General features: G+C 61.2%; 14 protein-coding genes. 8 read left to right on the top strand and 6 right to left on the bottom strand.

Annotated elements, in window-relative coordinates; all coding sequences use genetic code 11:
- Positions 1-210: 210 nt before the first annotated feature.
- On the bottom strand, positions 211-663 hold the full coding sequence (locus ACURWW_RS06645) for an Lrp/AsnC family transcriptional regulator (RefSeq protein WP_458618453.1): 453 nt from the start codon (positions 661-663) through the stop codon (positions 211-213).
- Positions 664-868: 205 nt separating this feature from the next.
- On the opposite strand from ACURWW_RS06645, the gene ACURWW_RS06640 reads away from it, so the two are divergent.
- From ACURWW_RS06640 to ACURWW_RS06605, 8 genes are all read left to right on the top strand, one after another.
- Positions 869-4,363: an indolepyruvate ferredoxin oxidoreductase family protein gene (locus ACURWW_RS06640; RefSeq protein ID WP_445615784.1), complete on the top strand. Its 3,495-nt coding sequence runs from the start codon at positions 869-871 to the stop codon at positions 4,361-4,363.
- A 126-nt stretch (positions 4,364-4,489) separates the two neighbouring features.
- Entirely contained in the window at positions 4,490-6,532 is a 2,043-nt protein-coding gene (paaZ, locus tag ACURWW_RS06635; protein WP_445615786.1) for a phenylacetic acid degradation bifunctional protein PaaZ, read from the top strand.
- A gap of 24 nt (positions 6,533-6,556) precedes the next feature.
- Complete coding sequence (paaG, locus tag ACURWW_RS06630) at positions 6,557-7,345, top strand: 2-(1,2-epoxy-1,2-dihydrophenyl)acetyl-CoA isomerase PaaG (RefSeq protein WP_445615787.1); 789 nt, start codon at positions 6,557-6,559, stop codon at positions 7,343-7,345.
- A gap of 45 nt (positions 7,346-7,390) precedes the next feature.
- Positions 7,391-8,383 (top strand): 1,2-phenylacetyl-CoA epoxidase subunit PaaA, encoded by a 993-nt coding sequence (paaA, locus tag ACURWW_RS06625; protein WP_445615788.1) that lies wholly within the window; start codon positions 7,391-7,393, stop codon positions 8,381-8,383.
- The gene (gene paaB, locus ACURWW_RS06620) at positions 8,358-8,642 is read left to right on the top strand and encodes a 1,2-phenylacetyl-CoA epoxidase subunit PaaB (RefSeq protein ID WP_445615790.1); all 285 of its coding nucleotides are present in this window, start codon (positions 8,358-8,360) and stop codon (positions 8,640-8,642) included. Before paaA ends, paaB begins: the two co-directional genes overlap by 26 nt.
- Before the next feature lie 37 nt (positions 8,643-8,679).
- Positions 8,680-9,441: a 1,2-phenylacetyl-CoA epoxidase subunit PaaC gene (gene paaC / locus ACURWW_RS06615; RefSeq protein WP_445615792.1), complete on the top strand. Its 762-nt coding sequence runs from the start codon at positions 8,680-8,682 to the stop codon at positions 9,439-9,441.
- A gap of 5 nt (positions 9,442-9,446) precedes the next feature.
- Complete coding sequence (paaD, locus tag ACURWW_RS06610; protein WP_445615793.1) at positions 9,447-9,962, top strand: 1,2-phenylacetyl-CoA epoxidase subunit PaaD; 516 nt, start codon at positions 9,447-9,449, stop codon at positions 9,960-9,962.
- Between the two features lie 19 nt (positions 9,963-9,981).
- The gene (locus tag ACURWW_RS06605; RefSeq protein ID WP_445615794.1) at positions 9,982-11,073 is read left to right on the top strand and encodes a 2Fe-2S iron-sulfur cluster-binding protein; all 1,092 of its coding nucleotides are present in this window, start codon (positions 9,982-9,984) and stop codon (positions 11,071-11,073) included.
- 43 nt (positions 11,074-11,116) lie between these two features.
- Here ACURWW_RS06605 and ACURWW_RS06600 read toward each other — a convergent pair whose 3' ends face one another.
- The 5 genes from ACURWW_RS06600 to ACURWW_RS06580 all read right to left on the bottom strand — a co-directional run bounded on the left by ACURWW_RS06600 (position 11,117) and on the right by ACURWW_RS06580 (position 18,147).
- Entirely contained in the window at positions 11,117-11,530 is a 414-nt protein-coding gene (locus ACURWW_RS06600; protein ID WP_445615795.1) for a DUF2147 domain-containing protein, read from the bottom strand.
- Between the two features lie 71 nt (positions 11,531-11,601).
- Entirely contained in the window at positions 11,602-13,590 is a 1,989-nt protein-coding gene (locus ACURWW_RS06595) for an acetoacetate--CoA ligase (RefSeq protein WP_445615796.1), read from the bottom strand.
- Between the two features lie 94 nt (positions 13,591-13,684).
- The gene (locus ACURWW_RS06590) at positions 13,685-15,667 is read right to left on the bottom strand and encodes an acetyl/propionyl/methylcrotonyl-CoA carboxylase subunit alpha (protein ID WP_445615797.1); all 1,983 of its coding nucleotides are present in this window, start codon (positions 15,665-15,667) and stop codon (positions 13,685-13,687) included.
- Positions 15,664-16,467, bottom strand: coding sequence for an enoyl-CoA hydratase/isomerase family protein (locus tag ACURWW_RS06585; RefSeq protein ID WP_445615799.1), 804 nt, complete (start codon positions 16,465-16,467; stop codon positions 15,664-15,666). Before ACURWW_RS06585 ends, ACURWW_RS06590 begins: the two co-directional genes overlap by 4 nt.
- Before the next feature lie 69 nt (positions 16,468-16,536).
- Entirely contained in the window at positions 16,537-18,147 is a 1,611-nt protein-coding gene (locus ACURWW_RS06580; protein ID WP_445615800.1) for a carboxyl transferase domain-containing protein, read from the bottom strand.
- Positions 18,148-18,320 lie beyond the last annotated feature (173 nt).

Below are 18,320 nucleotides of genomic sequence, written 5' to 3'. Positions count from 1 at the left end.
CCTAACCCAACCTACGGGGCTGCGTACACCCACGAAGCTTGGGCCTGCGTAGGTTGGGTTACCGCAGCGTAACCCAACAGCGGAACCTCCAAGCGGCACGATGTTGGGTTACGGCCTGCGGCCTAACCCAACCTACGGGGCTGCGTACGCCCACGAATTTTGGGCCTGCGTAGGTTGGGTTAGCGCAGCGTAACCCAACACCGGAACCCTCTAAACCGGCAACACGGTTTCGTTTTTGATCTCCCGAAGCGCGATATTGGATTTCACCTGCGATACACCGGGCAGGGTAAAGATGAAGTCTTCCAGGAAGTGATCGAAGGCGGCAATGTCGGGCGCCACGACTCGCAGGGTGAAATCGTATTCACCGGTCAGAGCCCAGCACTGCAGAACTTCCGGACGGTCCTTGATGGCGTCTATGAATCCCTGAGTCGCTTCCCGCGAGTGGCGGGTGAGGGAGACATTCAGCAGCACGCACAGACTCAGGTTCACCGCTTCCGGCTCCACGTGGGCACCGTATCCCCGAATAATACCTGCCTCCTCCATGGCCTTCATCCGCCGCCAACTTGCGGCGGGTGAGAGCCCCACCTCTTCGGCGAGTTGCTGATTCTTCAACCGGCCATCCCGTTGCAGGATGCGCAGGATCTTGCGATCAAAATTGTCCAGGCTCTTCTCCAGTCCGGCCGCGAGCGGTCCGGTGTATCCAGACTCTGATTTATCGGTTCGACCGCCTGGCGAAAGAATCTTGATGCAGGTGGCCCAAGCTGGGATTATTCTTGCAGCACTCGCTGTGAATGGCAAATCAATAACAAGCCTATTTCCCCGGCTTTTACCTACACTGGGGCTCCCATTCCGAGACGGGTTGCCGCTAATGACTGGCGCTGAAGGGCTTCAGACAGCTGCGAAGCTGGACGACTACCAACTGGAAGATCGCTACCGCCGCTCCCGCGGGCGGGTGTTCCTGACCGGCACCCAGGCGCTGGTGCGCATTCCGCTGATGCAGCGGGAGATGGACCGGCGTGCCGGTTTGACCACTGGTGGCTTTATCTCCGGCTATCGGGGCTCGCCCCTCGGCGGATACGATCAGCAGTTGTGGCGCGCCAGCGGGGAACTCGCCGATGCGGCCATCGAGTTTGTTCCTGCAATTAATGAAGACCTCGCCGCAACCATGGTCCTGGGCACCCAGCAGGTGGAAACGGATGAGGACCGGGAGGTGGACGGGGTGTTTGCCCTCTGGTACGGCAAGGGCCCCGGGGTGGACAGGGCGGGGGACGCGCTCAAGCACGGGAACACCTATGGCAGTTCGCCCCATGGCGGCGTGCTGGTGGTGGCCGGAGACGACCACGGATGTGTGTCGTCGAGTATGCCCCATCAATCGGACGTGGCTTTCATGGCCTCGTTCATCCCCGTCCTGAACCCGGCCAGTGTCGCCGAATATCTGGACTATGGTCTGTATGGTTTTGCACTGTCTCGCTACAGTGGCATGTGGGTGGGGTTCAAGGCCATTTCCGAGACCGTGGAGAGCGCGGCATCGATTGAGTTGAAGCCGCTCCCCGAGTTCCGAACCCCAACCGATTTTACGCCACCGCCCGGAGGGCTCCACTATCGCTGGCCCGATCTTCCGGGCCCGCAGATCGAAACGCGCATGGAGGCCAAGCTCAAAGCGGTGGCCGCTTTTGCGCGCGCCAACCCGTTGGACTACCGCCTCTACAATCCTGATCGAGCGCGCTTTGGTATCGTCACTACAGGCAAGGCTCACCTGGACACTCTGGAAGCCATGGAGCGCCTTGGTCTTGGCCCGGATACCTGCCGCGAGCTGGGAATCGATGTGTACAAGGTGGGGATGGTCTGGCCCCTCGAGCGCAGCGGCGTGCTCGACTTCGTTCACGGCAAGAGCGAAGTGCTGGTTATCGAGGAAAAACGCGGGATTGTGGAATCCCAGATCAAGGAATACATGTCCGAGGTGGATCACCCGGGGGAGGTGATTTTTACCGGCAAACAGGACGAAAAGGGCGAACCTCTGATTCCCTTTGTGGGTGAGCTTTCACCGTCCCTGCTTGCACCCTTTATTGCCCAGCGCATCGGGCGGATGTTCGGGATTGATTTCGCTGACAAACTCGGGGACATACTCAACAGCGGTGCGCAGGTGGAACCTGTCGCCGGTGTGCGCCGCCTGCCTTACTTCTGCTCCGGTTGTCCGCACAACACGTCCACAAAAGTGCCGGACGGCAGCAAGGCACTGGCTGGCATCGGCTGCCACTTCATGGCCTCCTGGATGAACCGCGATACCGGCTCCCTGATTCAGATGGGGGGTGAAGGGGCGAACTGGGCGGGCAAATCGCGATTTACCGGCAACAAACACATCTTCCAGAACCTGGGCGAAGGAACCTACTTCCACTCGGGCCACATGGCATTGCGCCAGGCGGTGGCAGCGGGCACCAATATCACTTACAAGATCCTGTTCAATGACGCGGTAGCCATGACCGGCGGCCAGCCCGTGGACGGGCAGCTCACCGTACCGGCCATAGCGCAACAGGTGCGGGCGGAAGGGGTGCAGCGTATTGCGGTGCTCAGCGACGAACCGGAGAAGTATTCCGAGCCGAAAGTTTTCCCCGCCGGAACAACCCTGCACCATCGGGATGAGTTGCAAACCGTTCAGTTGGAGTTGCGCGAGATTCCCGGAGTGAGCGTCCTCATCTTTGACCAGACCTGCGCGGCGGAAAAGCGCCGCCGTCGCAAGCGCGGGCAATATCCCGATCCGGCCAAGCGGGTCTTCATCAACCACCATGTCTGCGAAGGCTGCGGCGATTGTTCCGTGCAGTCCAACTGTCTGTCGGTCGTTCCTTTCCAGACTCCACTGGGCCGCAAACGCCGAATCGATCAGAACAGTTGCAACAAGGATTACTCCTGCCTCAAGGGTTTTTGCCCCAGCTTTGTCACTGTAGAAGGAGGCCAGCTTCGCAAGCCGGGCGCGCAAACCGGTAGTGCGTTCGCACAGCGCGCTGCCGCGCTGCCAGCTCCCTCCATCGAGCTTGGCAAATCCTGCAATCTGCTGGTGGGTGGCGTCGGGGGAACCGGCGTGGTTACGGTGGGCGCCATCATTACCATGGCCGCCCACCTGGAAGGAAAAGGCAGCTCCGTTCTCGACTTCATGGGCTTCGCCCAAAAGGGCGGCACGGTGCTCAGTTATGTGCGGTTGGCTCCCCGACCGGACGATCTCCATCAGATCCGAATCGACCGGGGAACGGCCGACGTGCTGATCGCCTGCGACCTGGTGGTAGGCAGCTCGGAGAAAGTGCTCCCCACATTGCGCCATGGGCAAACCAGCATAGTGGCAAACGAAGAGGATATTCCCACGGCGGACCACGTTCTGTTTCGCGACGCGGACACGGACGTGCAGCGCCGCATGAATGTGCTGCGCAGCGCTGCAGGCAACGAGAACGTAAGCAGTATGGATGCGAATCGGCTGGCGCGCACGCTCATGGGCGATACGGTGTTCAGCAACATGATCATGCTCGGTTATGCGTGGCAGCGCGGCCTGGTGCCCGTCAGCCTCGCCGCACTGGAGCGAGCCATCGTGCTCAACGACGTTGCCGTCGAGAATAATCTGGCCGCTCTGCGCTGGGGCCGTCTGGCAGCGGCCGATCCGGAGTTCGTCCAGACCACTCTTGACGCCGCAGGCGGGCCGGCACCGCGAACGGAACCTCTGAGCTTCGAGGAGCAGCAGCAGTACCTGGCCCGGTATCAGGATCGGCGCTACGCCGAGTTGTTTGCGGATCGGGTCCGGCGCATCGCACCGGAGGGCACCACCCGGGACCAGCAGGTTTTTCACAACGCTGTTCGCAACTCCCTGTTCCGCCTGATGAGCTACAAGGACGAGTACGAAGTGGCCCGTCTATATGCGGAAACGGATTTCGCGGAACAGATTGCCCGCGAGTTCGAAGGTAATTACCGGTTGAGTTTCAATCTGGCGCCACCGTTGCTGGGATGGCGCAAGGATGCAGCCGGTCGCCCGCGAAAAATCAGTTTTGGGCCCTGGATGCTGCCGGTGTTCCGTGGGCTTGCCCGTTTACGCCGACTGCGCGGCACGCCCTTCGATTTCTTTGGCTACACCCGCGAGCGCCGCATGGAGCGCAAACTGTTGAGCGATTTTCTTGCCATGCTGGAAAGCGCGCGATCCCATCTTCAGCCCGACACAATGAAAACGGCAATAGAACTTGCCCGACTACCCATGGCGGTGCGCGGGTTCGGTCCGGTCAAAGAGGAGGCGATCGCGGCTTTTTATCGGGATAGCGCGCGCATTCTTTCCCGCCTTCAATCCGACGACGACGCGGTGGCTGGGCAGCGGGAGCGGAACGCCGCATGAATTTCTGGTGATCGGTGCCGTCTACATCCATAACGACGACGCTATCCCAGGCATAAAAACAATGAGCGATGCTGTATCGCAAACCCGGCGGTTGAAGATCAGGCCGCCTGCAAACGGAGACCGGTCATGAATACCAACAGCTATGTATATGGCGAATGGTTCGAGGGGGAGGGTAACGGTCGCGACGTATTCCATGCTGTGACGGGCGAGCGCATTGCCCGGGTCAGCAGCGAGGGCATGGACTTCGGCCGAGTACTGGACTACGGCCGCAAGAGGGGCGGCCCTGCCCTGCGCGCACTGACCATGCACCAGCGGGCCGCTGCGCTGAAGGCGCTGGCAAAGCATTTGACGGCGAGGAAGGACGAGTTCTACGAGATCTCGGCCCGCTCCGGGACCACACGGCGGGACGCCATGGTCGATGTGGACGGCGGTATCGGAACCCTGTTCAGCTATGCCAGCATCGCCCGGCGGGAGTTTGCCAATGAGCGCTTCGTGGTGGAGGGAGAGGCGGAGCGCCTGTCGGGCGACGGCACCTTTGCCGGCCGGCACCTTCTGGTTCCCCGGCGCGGCGTAGCGCTTCACATCAATGCCTTCAATTTTCCCTGCTGGGGGATGCTCGAGAAGCTGGCCCCCAGCTTTCTTGCCGGCATGCCCGTAGTGGTGAAACCGGCGACGGACACGGCTTATCTGACCGAAGCGATGGTGCGGGAGATAATTGCATCGGGCATTCTGCCGGAAGGTGCCCTGCAGTTGGTTTGTGGGTCGGTCGGCGACCTGTTGGACCGGTTGGAGGACCAGGACTGCCTGACGCTTACCGGCTCGGCGGCCACTGCAAACCATGTGCGGCAGCACCCCAATGTTGTCGCCCGCAATATTCGCTTCAACGCGGAAGCGGATTCACTGAACTGCTGCATCCTGGGCCGCGCGGTGGAGCCTGGAGACCCGGAATTCGACCTCTTCGTCCGCGAAGTGGTTCGCGAGATGACGGTCAAGGCCGGGCAAAAGTGTACGGCCATCCGCCGCGTGCTGGTGCCCGAAGATAAAGTGGACGCAGTGGTTGCCGCCCTGCGCGAGGCCCTCGCAAAGGTCACCATCGGCGACCCCGCAGCAGAGGGCGTGACCATGGGCCCCCTGGTGAGTGCCGCGCAGAAGTGCAACGTACAGGCGACGGTGGAGGCACTGACGGGCGAGTGTGCTCTGTTGCTGGGTGGCAATGACGACTTTGATCTGGTTGGGGAGCGTGCGGCGAGAGATGCGTTCTTTCCGCCCACGCTTCTCTACTGCAACAATCCCATGAACCCGGAGGCACAAGCGCACCGGCTCGAAGCCTTCGGGCCGGTCAGCACTCTCATGCCTTACACTACCAGTGAACAGGCTGCGCAGATTGCGGCCTTCGGGCGCGGCAGTCTGGTGACCTCGGTGTTTACCAACGATGATACCGAGGCCAGTGAACTGGTCTTCGAATGCGCCCCTTACCACGGGCGCCTGCTGGTGGTGAACCGGGACTGCGCCGCCGCGTCCACGGGCCATGGCTCACCACTGCCCCAGCTTGTTCACGGGGGGCCCGGGCGCGCGGGCGGCGGTGAGGAACTGGGCGGCGTCCGGGCGGTAAAACACTACATGCAGCGCTGTTCCCTGCAGGGTTCGCCAACGACTCTCACGGCCGTAACGCGCGAGTACATGCCGGGTGCCCTGACCACAAGCACGCCGGTTCACCCCTTCAGAAAACACTTCGAAGAGCTGGCGGTTGGCGAAAGCCTGACGACTCATCGGCGCACCGTAACCGAAGCGGACATTGTCAACTTCGGCTGTCTGACGGGCGACCACTTCTACGCGCACTTCGACGAGATTGCGGCAAAAGAGTCGCTGTTCGGCAAGCGGGTGGCCCACGGATACTTCGTGATCTCCGCCGCTGCTGGTTTGTTCGTGGAGCCCGCGCCGGGCCCGGTGCTGGCGAACTACGGCCTTGAGAACCTGCGCTTTGTGGAGCCCGTCGGCATCGGCGACACCATCGGGGCCCGCATCACTGTCAAACAGAAGATCGAGAAACAAGCGCGACCCCGGGAGCAGGGGACGGGCGTGGTTGTGTGGAACGTGGAGGTGACCAACCAGACCGGTGGGCTCTGCGCCACATACGACATTCTGACGCTGGTGCAGAAAAAAAACTGAGCGAACGACCCGCGAGGAGAGTACATGGACTTCGAAACCATCCGCTACGAAGTGGCCCGAGGCGTGGCCCTGCTGACCCTGAACCGGCCGGACACCCTCAACAGCTTCAATACGCAAATGCACGAGGAGGTGCGAAAAGCTCTGAAGGACGTGCGGGAGAACCCGGACGTTCGCTGTCTGTTGATTACCGGCGAGGGTCGGGGCTTTTGCGCCGGACAGGACCTGAACGATCGGGCGGTTTCTGGCGCAGGCGGCCCGGACCTGGGCGAGTCTGTAGAGAAAAACTATAACCCGATGATCCGCGCCATCATGACCCTGGACAAACCGGTTGTCTGCGCGGTGAATGGCATCGCAGCGGGCGCCGGCGCCAATCTCGCGCTGGCCTGCGACATTGTGCTGGCGGCCCGGTCCGCGGCGTTTGCCGAAGTGTTCTGCAAGATCGGACTGATTCCGGACTCCGGTGGCTCCTGGAATCTGCCCCGAGCGGTGGGACTACCCCGGGCCAAGGGCCTGGCCCTGCTGGGCGACAAGCTGCCCGCTACCAAAGCGGCCGATTGGGGAATGATCTGGGATTGTGTGGACGACGAGGCGCTGCTTCCGGAAGCGCGGAAGATGGCCGAACACCTGGCCACTCAACCCACGCGAGCCCTCGCCGCGACCAAGCGCTTGCTCAACGAGGCTTTCAACACTCCTTTGCACCAGCAACTCGAAGGAGAAAAGGCACTTATGCAGGAACTGGGGCGCAGTGAGGACTACCAGGAGGGCGTCGCGGCCTTCTTGGAGAAACGCAAGCCCGAGTTCAAAGGGCGGTAAGGGGCATGTGGATGATGACCCCCAACGGGGGATGAGGAGTTTGCCATGACCATGGCCAATGCAACAGAAACAGATCTTGAGGGTGTCTTCCAGGCGCGGGTGGATCGCGAGGAAAAAATCGAACCCAAGGACTGGATGCCGGATGCCTATCGCAAAAACCTGATTCGGCAGATTTCCCAGCACGCCCATTCGGAAGTGATCGGCATGCAGCCGGAGGGCAACTGGATTACCCGGGCTCCGACCCTGCGTCGCAAAATGGTGCTGCTTGCCAAGGTTCAGGATGAGGCGGGTCACGGTCTCTACCTGTACAGCGCGGCTGAAACCCTGGGTGCGAGCCGGGAGGAAATGGTGGAGGCGCTCCAACAGGGCAGGGCCAAGTATGCGTCGATCTTCAACTATCCAAGCCTGACCTGGGCTGATGTGGGCACTATCGGCTGGCTGGTGGATGGGGCGGCCATCGTCAACCAGATCTCGCTGCAGCGTACCTCCTATGGTCCCTACGCCCGGGCCATGGTGCGCGTGTGTATGGAGGAGAGCTTTCACCAGCGACAGGGTTACGAAAGCCTCATGGCGCTCGCCTTTGGCAGCCCGGAGCAGAAGGCCATGGCCCAGGATGCGCTGGACCGGTGGTGGTGGCCCACGCTCATGATGTTCGGGCCGCACGATGCGGGTTCCGCCCACAGCGCGCGATCCATGCAATGGAAGATTAAACGCAAGAGCAACGATGAGCTGCGGCAGGCCTTTGTGGATCAGACGGTTCCCCAGGCGGAATATCTGGGGCTGAAGATTCCAGATCCGGATCTGAAGTGGAACGAGGAGCGCGGTCACTATGACTTCGGCGAGATCGACTGGGAGGAATTCGATCGGGTGATCAGTGGCAACGGCCCGTGCAACCGTCAGCGCCTGACCCATCATCGTCGCGCCCACGAGGAGGGCGAATGGGTGCGGGCGGCCGTCCGCGCCTATGAGGCCAAACAGGAAGCACGCAAATCCCCGGAAAATGGTGAGAGTAATGAGCATTCACAGTCCCTTGTTTGAAGTTTTCGTGCGCTCCAAACGCGGCATCGATCATCGGCACGTCGGCAGCCTGCACGCGGAGAACCACGAACAGGCACTTGAGTATGCGCGGGATTGCTACACCCGGCGCAGCGAAGGGGTGAGCATCTGGGTGGTGAAGTCCAGCGACATCGTCGCATCCCAGGAGAGTGATGCGGAAAGCTTCTACGACCCCATGGACGACAAACCCTACCGGCACGCGTCCCACTATCAACTGCCAGACCCGGTCAAGAACATGTAGCGCCCGTGGCAACGAACAGCCGGAGTAAACATAAACAATGACAAACATTGCGCAGCAGAAGACGGACTACTGCATCGCCCTGGCGGACGACGCATTGATCCTGGGGCAGCGCCTGTCCGAATGGTGTTCGAACGCTCCCTTTCTCGAAGAGGAACTGGCGCTCGCCAATGTTGCCCTGGACATGATCGGACGCGCCAACCTTTTTTACGAATATGCAGCCACCATCGACGCGGCGGGGCGCAGCGCCGACCAACTGGCCTTTGGCCGCGATTGCCGGGATTACACCAACCTGTTGATCAATGAACTGCCGAAAGGCGACTTTGCCTTCACCATGGCACGTCAGTTCTTGGTGGACGCTTTCAATGTGGAATTTCTGCAGAAACTCCAGCGTTCAACCGATGAACATATCGCCGGGGTCGCCGAAAAGGCTCTCAAGGAAAGTCTCTATCACCTGCGGCGCAGTCGAGCCTGGGTGGTCCGGTTGGGCGACGGCACCGCCGAAAGCCATGAGCGGATTCAGAAGGCCTTCGACGATCTGTGGGCCTATGTGCCCGAACTGTTCCAGGTGAGCGCCAGCGAAGCAGCGCTGCTGGACGAGGGCATTGCGGTTGACCGGAGCGCGCTCCGGCCGGCCTGGGATCAGGTCATTGATGCCACCCTGGGGGAAGGGCGACTGCAGCGCCCGGATGAAAGCCGTGAGATCAGCGGTGGCCGGGCCGGCATACATACCGAGCATCTGGGTTATCTGCTGGCGGAAATGCAGTTCCTGCAGCGAACCTATCCCAACCTTGAATGGTAAACGTCATGGTAACCATTCCAACGGTATCGGCGGAATTTGCCCAGCGCGTTCGGCAGCGGGCGGATTCGCCCCATGCCCGTTTGTGGCAGTTGCTGGATCAGGTCAAGGACCCGGAAATCCCCGTGCTTTCCATCTGGGATCTGGGCGTACTGCAGGACGTCACGTCCGATGAAACGGGCACACGGGTGGTGATTACACCGACCTATTCAGGTTGCCCGGCCATGGCGGAAATCGAACAGGACATTCGCGCGCTGTTGACGGCGCACGTGAATGGGCCAGTGGCGGTGGAAGTTCGTTTGTCGCCGGCCTGGAGCACCGACTGGATGAGCCCGGAAGGAAAACAGGCGCTGCGACAGTACGGCATCGCACCGCCCCAGCGGGATGCCGCCGGCCAGCCGGTCTGCCCACAGTGCGGCTCCGGCACTACCACACTCGTCAGCGAATTCGGCTCAACAGCCTGCAAGGCATTGTTCAGGTGCGAGGACTGTCGCGAGCCCTTCGACTTCTTCAAACGATTATGAGGCACGACCGCCGCGACTTATGAGCAACCGATTCCATAACTTGACCATCGCCGATCTACGCCCGGAAACAGACAGCGCTGTTTGCCTGACCCTGGATGTGCCCCCTGAGAAAGCTCGGGAGTTCGCCTTTGTGCAGGGCCAGCACCTCACCTTGCGCGCTCGCGTCAATGACGAATACATCCAGCGTTCCTACTCGATCTGCTCGGGTGTAGACGATGGCAAACTTCAGGTGGGTATCAAGCGCGTTGAGAACGGTGTGTTTTCAAATTTCGCCAACGATGTTCTCCGGCCCGGTGACCAGATCGAGGTGGCGCCACCCGCCGGGCGGTTCTATACAGAGCTCGATCCCGCCCAGGAGAAGCACTACATGTGCATCTGTGCGGGGAGTGGCATCACACCGATCCTGTCCATCATCAAATCCGTGCTCAGTCGTGAGCCGCAAAGCCGTGTGACCCTGCTGTTCGGCAATCGAAATTCCGGGACGATCATGTTCCGCGAGGAGTTGGCATTTCTGAAAAACCGCTACATGGCGCGTTTCGAGTGGCTGAACATTCTCAGTCGCGAGCGCCAGGACGCGGACGTGCTCTTCGGACGGCTCGACAACCGCAAGGGCGCGGAGCTGAGTCGCAAGCGCCTGATCGACATCGGCCAGACGGACGAATTTTTCCTCTGCGGCCCGGAGTCCATGATCTCCGAAGTCTCGCGTGGCCTGCGCGACAGCGGTGTGCCCGAAGAGCGCATTCACTACGAGCTGTTCTTTGCCTCCGCCGAGGACGCAAGGATGGCGATCGCAAAACATCGCGCCCGGGCTACGCGTTACTCGGGTCAGGTGAGCGCGGTGGAAGTGCGGGTCGCCGGTCGCTCCCTGCAGTTCGAACTCACGGCCGATGGCGAGAATATCCTGGACGGGGCTTTGAGCAACGGCGCGGATCTGCCGTTTTCCTGCAAGAGTGGTGTGTGCGCCACCTGCAAGGCACGACTCATCGAAGGGCAGGTCGAGATGGATGTGAATCACTCTTTGAGCCCGGAGGAGGTGGCGCAAGGCATGGTTCTGACCTGCCAGGCCCACCCGGTGAGTCAGAGCGTGCTACTGGATTACGATCAGACCTGAACCGGCTGGCGGGCGCGTTGGTTCGGGACGGGCAGTCGGGCGGTCAAGGCACCCGGTTCCAGGTCTGGGTCCGGTAGAGGAAGCCCACATAGCCGCGCACCTTGAGAGTATTGTCATCCTCGAGCCACAACTTTGCGCGGTAGACCTTGCCCGTTTCCGGGTCGAGAATCTCACCGCCGGTCAATTCCTCGCCGTCTTTCTCCATGTCGGTAATGATCTCCATCCCCACCACCGGCTGGTCCTTCAGGGAACCATCACACTCTTCGCAGACCGTGTCGTCCGGCTTGAGAAGCAGGTCCTTCACCTTGCCGAAGTACTTGCCTTCGCGCTCGTAGATCTCGACGATTGATTTGGCCTCGCCGCTCTCGTCGTCGATGGTTTGCCAGGTGCCAGTAATCTCCCCGTGAGCCAGGGGGAAAATGGCAAATGTCATAAACAGCAGTACCAGATTTTTCATGGGCCTCTCCCGGTATCCTCTTTTCACATACAGCCGCACGGCGGCTGTTAACAATGAGCAGCGTCCCGCCGTCAGCTCTGCAATTCCTCTCGGTCCCGGAACAGGTCCAGAGCCTCGGGGTTTGCCAGAGCGTCCTTGTTCTTCACGTCTTCGCCATGAATGACGTTCCGCACGGCGAGCTCCACAATCTTGCCGCTGATGGTGCGCGGAATATCGTCCACCTGCAGGATTTTGGCCGGGACGTGGCGCGGCGTGGTGTTCTGGCGGATGGTCTGGCGGATGCGGGTGATCAGAGCGTCGTCCAGTGCGACGCCGGGGCGCAGGCGCACGAACAGAACCACGCGCACATCGTCGCGCCAGTTCTGGCCCACCGCGATGGATTCCAGCACCTCGTCAATCTTTTCCACCTGCCGATAGATTTCCGCGGTGCCAATGCGCACACCGCCCGGGTTCAGTACCGCATCGGAGCGTCCGTGAATGATCACCCCTCGTTGCGCCGGATGTTCATCGCTGACAGGGTGCGGTTTGAACTCGCCAAAATCCCCATGGGCCCAAAGCCCGGGAAAGCGTTCGAAGTAGGCCCCGCGAAACCGGGAGCCGTCCTCGTCGTTCCAGAACCCCACGGGCATGGAGGGAAAGGGGCTGCGACACACCAATTCCCCCTTGCCTTCGCTCAGGGGATTGCCCTGGTCGTCCACAAAATCCACGTCCATGCCCAGGCCCACGCACTGCAGTTCGCCCCGGTACACGGGCAGGCAGGGGTTGCCCAGGGCGAAGCAGGAGACGATGTCCGTGCCACCGGAAATGCTCGCGAGGCAGAGGTCGGCCTTGATCTCCCGGTACACATAGTCAAAACTCTCGTGGGCGAGGGGGCTGCCCGTTGAGAGCAGGGCGCGCAGTTGGCCGAGGTCGAACTGGTGGCCGGGCCGCAAGCGGGCTTTTTCGCAGGCTGCGTAGTATTTTGCACTGGCGCCGAATACGCTGATTCCTTCCTTTTCTGCCAGTTGCCAGAGACGCTTGGGGCCGCCGGCGAACGGCGAGCCGTCGTACAGCACAATTGTCGCGCCCAGCGCCAGGGTGCTCACCAGCCAGTTCCACATCATCCAGCCGCAAGTGGTGTAGTAGAAGACCACGTCATCCGCGGTGATGTCCGTGTGCAGGCTCAGTTCCTTGAGGTGCTGGAGCAGAGTGCCGCCGATCCCGTGCACGATGCACTTGGGTGCGCCGGTGGTGCCGGAGGAATAGAGAATGTACTGGGGCGAGTCGAAGTCCATGGACGCGAACTCCACCACCGCGTCGCCGGCAATGGCCTCATCCCAGGTGATTGCTCTCTCGTCGAGGTTCAACCAGGGGCAGTCGCCGTGGTTGTCGATGGCGATCCAGCGTTCCAGCTTGGGCAGGGAGTCAACAATGGCCAGCATCCGTTCCCGGGTATCGATGCACTTGCCATCGTAGCGATAACCGTTGATGCCGATCAGCACCTTGGGTTCGATCTGCCCGAAGCGATCCAGCACCCCCTGGAAGCCGAAATCCGGAGAGCAGGACGACCATACGGCGCCAAGGCGTGCGGCAGCGAGCATACCGACCACCGCCTCCAGACCGTTGGGAACGAAGCCGGCGACCCGGTCGCCTGCTTGTACGCCGGCGGCCCTGAGGGTGCCCGCCAGCCTTTCGCTCAATGCGCGCAGCTCGCCGTAGGTCAGGCTGCGACGACGGCCGTCTTCCCGGTGTTCAACGAGTGCAGTCTTGTTGTCGTCGCCGCGCAGAAGGTTTTCGGCAAAGTTGAGTTTGGCTGCAGGAAACCACCGGGCTCCGGGCATGCGATCGGCGTCTTCGAGAATGCGCGCCGAATCGTAAATGCCCTGGACCTTGTTGAATTGCCAGACGGAATCCCAGAACAGCTCCTTGTTATCCACCGACCATTGCCAGAGCCCTTCGTATTCCTCGGGCACAGCATGTCCGCGGCTCTGCAGGTAGCGGACGAAGGCGGTGAGGTTCGCAGTCTCGATGCGCTCGGGAGAGGGCGCCCACAGCAGCTTGTTTTCGCTATTGGTTGTCATACCTTAACTCCTGACCGGTTGTTGTTTTCAGTCGGTCCCGGACTCGAGCATCGCGGGTTCTCACCAGCGGTGGCGAACACGCGGGGCCCGGTTCTCAGTCGCTGTCGCCGGTCGCTTCGAACTCTACCAGTGGTTGATCCGCGCTTACGTTCTCGTGTTCCTCACAGAGTACCGCCACCACCACCCCATCCGCGGGCGCCTTGATGGTGTGTTCCATCTTCATGGCCTCCATCACGACCAGTGGCTGTCCGGCACTGACGGCGTCGCCTGTCTGACACAGCACGGTGGTGACCCGGCCGTGCATGGGAGCGGTGAGGGCATGTTCGTCTTCCGCGGCTTCCGTCAGTTCCGGGTGGTTGATGCGCGCCTGCCAGGTCTCGCCGCCACTGAAAACGGTCCAGACGGTGCTGTCGCTGTAGCCGGAAACGCGCAGGCGCTCGCCGGCCAGCCGCACTTCAATGTGCCCGTTACCGGGTGTCCACTGAAGCTGATAGTTCTGCTCGCCCATCAGTTCTGCGCGATCCCCTGCGAGCAGCCGATAGCGAAGGCGCAACTCCCGCTCGCCGACGCGAACTTCGCATTGCTGGTCATCGGGCACCGCGAGCCGCCATCCGGGCGCGCTGGTCCAGGGGTCGGCGGAGGCGCTACGCTTTTGATAATCCACAAACCACAGCAACCAGGTCAGAACCGCCTGGTGTTCAGCGTCCAGTGACTCCCGCTGCAGATCTTCCGCGTGCAGGTCTACGAAATCGGTGCTCAGTTCCCCCGCCGCGAAGGCCGGGGTTTTCAGGGCGCGGGAAAGGAAGGGCAGGTTGGTGGTAAAACCCACCAGCTCCGTGCTCGCCAGCGCCGCGATCAGGTTCCGCCGCGCCTCATTTCGTGTGTCACCCCAGGCGATGATCTTGGCCAGCATTGGGTCATAGTGGCTGCCGACGGCGAGACCCTGCTCGATCCCCGAATCCACCCGGACCTTTTCACCTTCCGGCATTTGCAGGTGGTCTATGAAGCCACTGGTGGGCAGAAAATCCCGATCCGGATCCTCTGCGTAAAGGCGCGCTTCCATCGCGTGACCACTGCATTGCAGTTGCGCCTGGGACCAGGGCAGGGCCTCCCCCTGGGCGACCCGCAGTTGCCACTCCACCAGGTCGAGGCCAGTCACCGCTTCCGTTACCGGGTGCTCCACCTGCAACCGGGTATTCATTTCCATGAAGTAGAAGTTGTGGTCCTTGTCGAGCAGGAACTCCACAGTGCCCGCACCCACATATCCTGTGGCCTCGCCACAGCGCAACGCGGCCTCTCCCATCTGGGTGCGCAGCTCCGCGCTGAGACCGGGCGCCGGGGCTTCTTCGATGATTTTCTGATGGCGACGCTGGAGAGAGCAATCCCGGTCAAAAAGGTAAACCCCTTTGCCGTGCTGGTCGAAGAGAATCTGCACTTCCACATGGCGGGGCTGAAGCACGTACTTTTCCAACAGCAGGCGTGAATCGCCAAAGGACGACTGGGCTTCCCGCTGTGCCGCGGCGATGTTCTCGTCAAGCTCGCCAGCTTCCCAGACCACCCGCATGCCCTTGCCGCCGCCGCCGGCGCTGGCTTTGACCAGAACCGGAAAGCCGATCTTCTCCGCTTCCTTGCACAGCAGGGCAGGGGACTGGTCCTCGCCATGGTAGCCGGGAACCAGCGGAACCCGGGCCTGAGCCATCAACGCCTTGGCCGCGCTCTTTGAACCCATGTCGCGGATCGCGTTTGCGGGCGGGCCCACAAAAATGATGCCGGCCTCGTCGCAGGCACTAGCCAGCTCGGTGTTCTCTGAAAGGAAACCGTATCCGGGATGGATCGCATCTGCGCCCGCTTCCCGGGCGACCGCAAGAATCTTGTCCACCCGCAGGTAGCTTTCGCTCGCGGGAGCCGGGCCAATGCAGTAGGCCGCATCCGCGGCCTTCACGTGCGGTGCCAGGCGGTCGGCCTCCGAATACACGGCAATACAGCGAATGCCCATACGTTGTGCGGTGCGCATAATGCGGCAGGCTATCTCGCCGCGATTGGCAATCAGCAAAGTGTTCATGTTTCGTGCGCTCATGCCTGCTCCGCCTCGTTGGACCAGCGGGGTTTTCGTTTTTCCAGGAAGGCACTCAAGCCTTCCTGCCCCTCCTCACCGGTGCGCAGTTTCGCAATCAGGCGCGCGGTGTATTCCTGCAAGTCCCGATCAGGGAAGTTCGCCTCCACCTGATGCACCAGCTCCTTGGATGCGGCCAGCGCCTGCGGGCCGCTGTTGAGCAGGTGCCCCGCAATTTCGTCAACCTTCGCGTCCAGATCCGGCTCCGGCAATACTTCGTGCACCACATTCAGTTCCAGAGCGGTTTGGGCTGACATGACCTCCGTGGTGAGAAAATAGCGCCGCGCCGCCCGCGGCCCCATGGCGCGAACCACATAAGGGCTGATAGCGGCGGGAGCGAGCCCCAGACGCGCCTCGCTCAGGCAGAACCGAGCCGTGTCGCTGGCCAGGGCGATATCGCAGCAGCAGATCAAACCCAGCGCGCCCCCGAAGGCCGCGCCCTGAACCCGGGCCACAGTCGGCTTGCCAAGCCGATCCAGCGTCAGCATCAACTCCGCGAGCTGACGGGCATCGCTGAGGTTCTCCGCCTCACTCATCTGCGCTGTGCGCTTCATCCATTCCAGATCCGCGCCTGCGGAAAAATGCTTGCCGTTTGCCGCCAGAACCACCACCCGAACCCCGTGATCCGACTGCGCCTTCTTAAGCGCATCGGTCAGTTGCGCAATAACCCCGTCATCAAAAGCATTGCTTTTATCCGGTCGGTTCAGAGTGATGCGGGCGATGCCTCGCTCATCCACTGTGTAACCTACAAACTCATTGCTCATATCCAGCTCCTGGACCCTGAGTGAACTTAGGGGCGCTGAAAAAAACGCCCGCATCTTCATTCGGAACAGCTACATCCGGAACACGCCAAACTTCGTGTCCGGGATTTCCGCGTTCAGAGCGGCAGACAGACCCAGTGCGAGAACCGTACGCGTCTGCGCCGGATCGATAATGCCGTCGTCCCACAACCGGGCGCTGGCGTACACCGGCTGCGATTGCCGTTCGAACTGGTCGATGATAGGCTGCTTGAACGCCTTCGCTTCCTCCTCGCTCCACTCAACCCCTTTGCGTGCCAGACCCGCTTCGCGCACCTGGGCCATCACCCCGGCTGCCTGCTCACCGCCCATCACCGCAATCCGGGCATTGGGCCACATCCACAGAAAGCGCGGATTATAAGCGCGGCCGCACATACCGTAATTACCGGCCCCAAAGCTGCCCCCGATAATCACCGTCAGCTTGGGAACCTCGGCACAGGCAACTGCCGTCACCAGCTTTGCCCCGTGCTTGGCAATGCCTTCGTGCTCCGCCTTGCGGCCCACCATGAAGCCCGTAATATTTTGCAGGAAAAGCAGGGGAATCTTGCGCTGGCAGCACAGCTCGATAAAGTGCGCGCCTTTCTGGGCGGACTCGGAAAACAGAATCCCGTTATTCGCCAGAATACCCACAGGCATGCCATGAATGTGCGCAAAGCCGCAGACCAGGGTGTTGCCATAACTGGCCTTGAACTCGTCCAGCTCCGAGCCGTCCACAATGCGCGCAATGATCTCCCGCACGTCGTAGGGTGTACGCAAATCCGTGGGCAGCACCCCGTAAATCTCCTCCGGCGCGAAAAGCGGATCGCGAGGATTTTTCAATGCAATCTGATCCAGAGACTTCCTCCAGTTCAGATTGCGAATACAGGTACGCGCCTTCTCCAGCGCTTCCTCTTCATTGTGCGCATAATGATCTGCAACCCCGGAAATTCCGCAGTGCACATCCGCTCCGCCCAACTCCTCCGCGGTAACAGTCTCTCCGGTGGCCGCCTTCACCAGCGGCGGCCCTGCCAGAAAAATCGAACTCTGCTCCCGAACCATGATGCTCTCATCAGCCATGGCCGGAACGTAGGCGCCGCCTGCAGTACACAGGCCCATCACCACCGCAATCTGCGGAATGCCCTTCGCGGACATCTGCGCCTGGCGATAAAAGATATGGCCAAAGTCCTCCTTGTCCGGAAACACCTCGTCCTGCTGAGGCAGGTTCGCGCCTCCCGAATCCACCAGATAGATACAGGGCAGGCGGTTTTCCTCCGCAATGGTCTGCGCGCGAATGTGCTTCTTCACCGTCAGCGGATAGTAAGTACCGCCCTTTACAGTGGAATCGTTGGCGAGCACCATGCACTCCACACCTTCCACCCGCCCGATCCCCGCAATCACGCCCGCTGCGGGAACCACGTCTTCGTAAACCTCCTCAGCGGCTAGCGGCGCAATCTCCAGAAAGGCCGAACCCGGATCCAGCAGCCGGTTGGCACGCTCGCGCGGCAACAGCTTACCTTTGGACCGGTGCCGCTCCTGCGCGGCATCGCCACCGCCTTTGTGGATTTTTCCGAGTTGTTCCCGCAGCTCATTCATCAGACCACGATGGAATTCATCGCGCTCACGAAACTCGGGGCTGTTGGTCTGAACTTTGGTTCTCAGAATCGTCATATTGATTCCAGCTCGTCTTTTAGGATCTGTTGAGGTTTGTCGTTAGCCGACTGCAGCGTCGTCTAGGACTTACAAGGCGTAACCTGCAATTTCATTCACCTCGGCGTTAGGTTGCACTCCGATGGAGTCCGCCGGGTGGGGGAGGTGTTTCAAAACCCTCACGGCAGGGAAGC

This window comes from Gilvimarinus sp. F26214L (assembly GCF_054401055.1).
The sequence above is the reverse complement of the archived record's forward strand: the minus strand, read 5'-3'. Positions and strand labels throughout refer to the sequence as shown.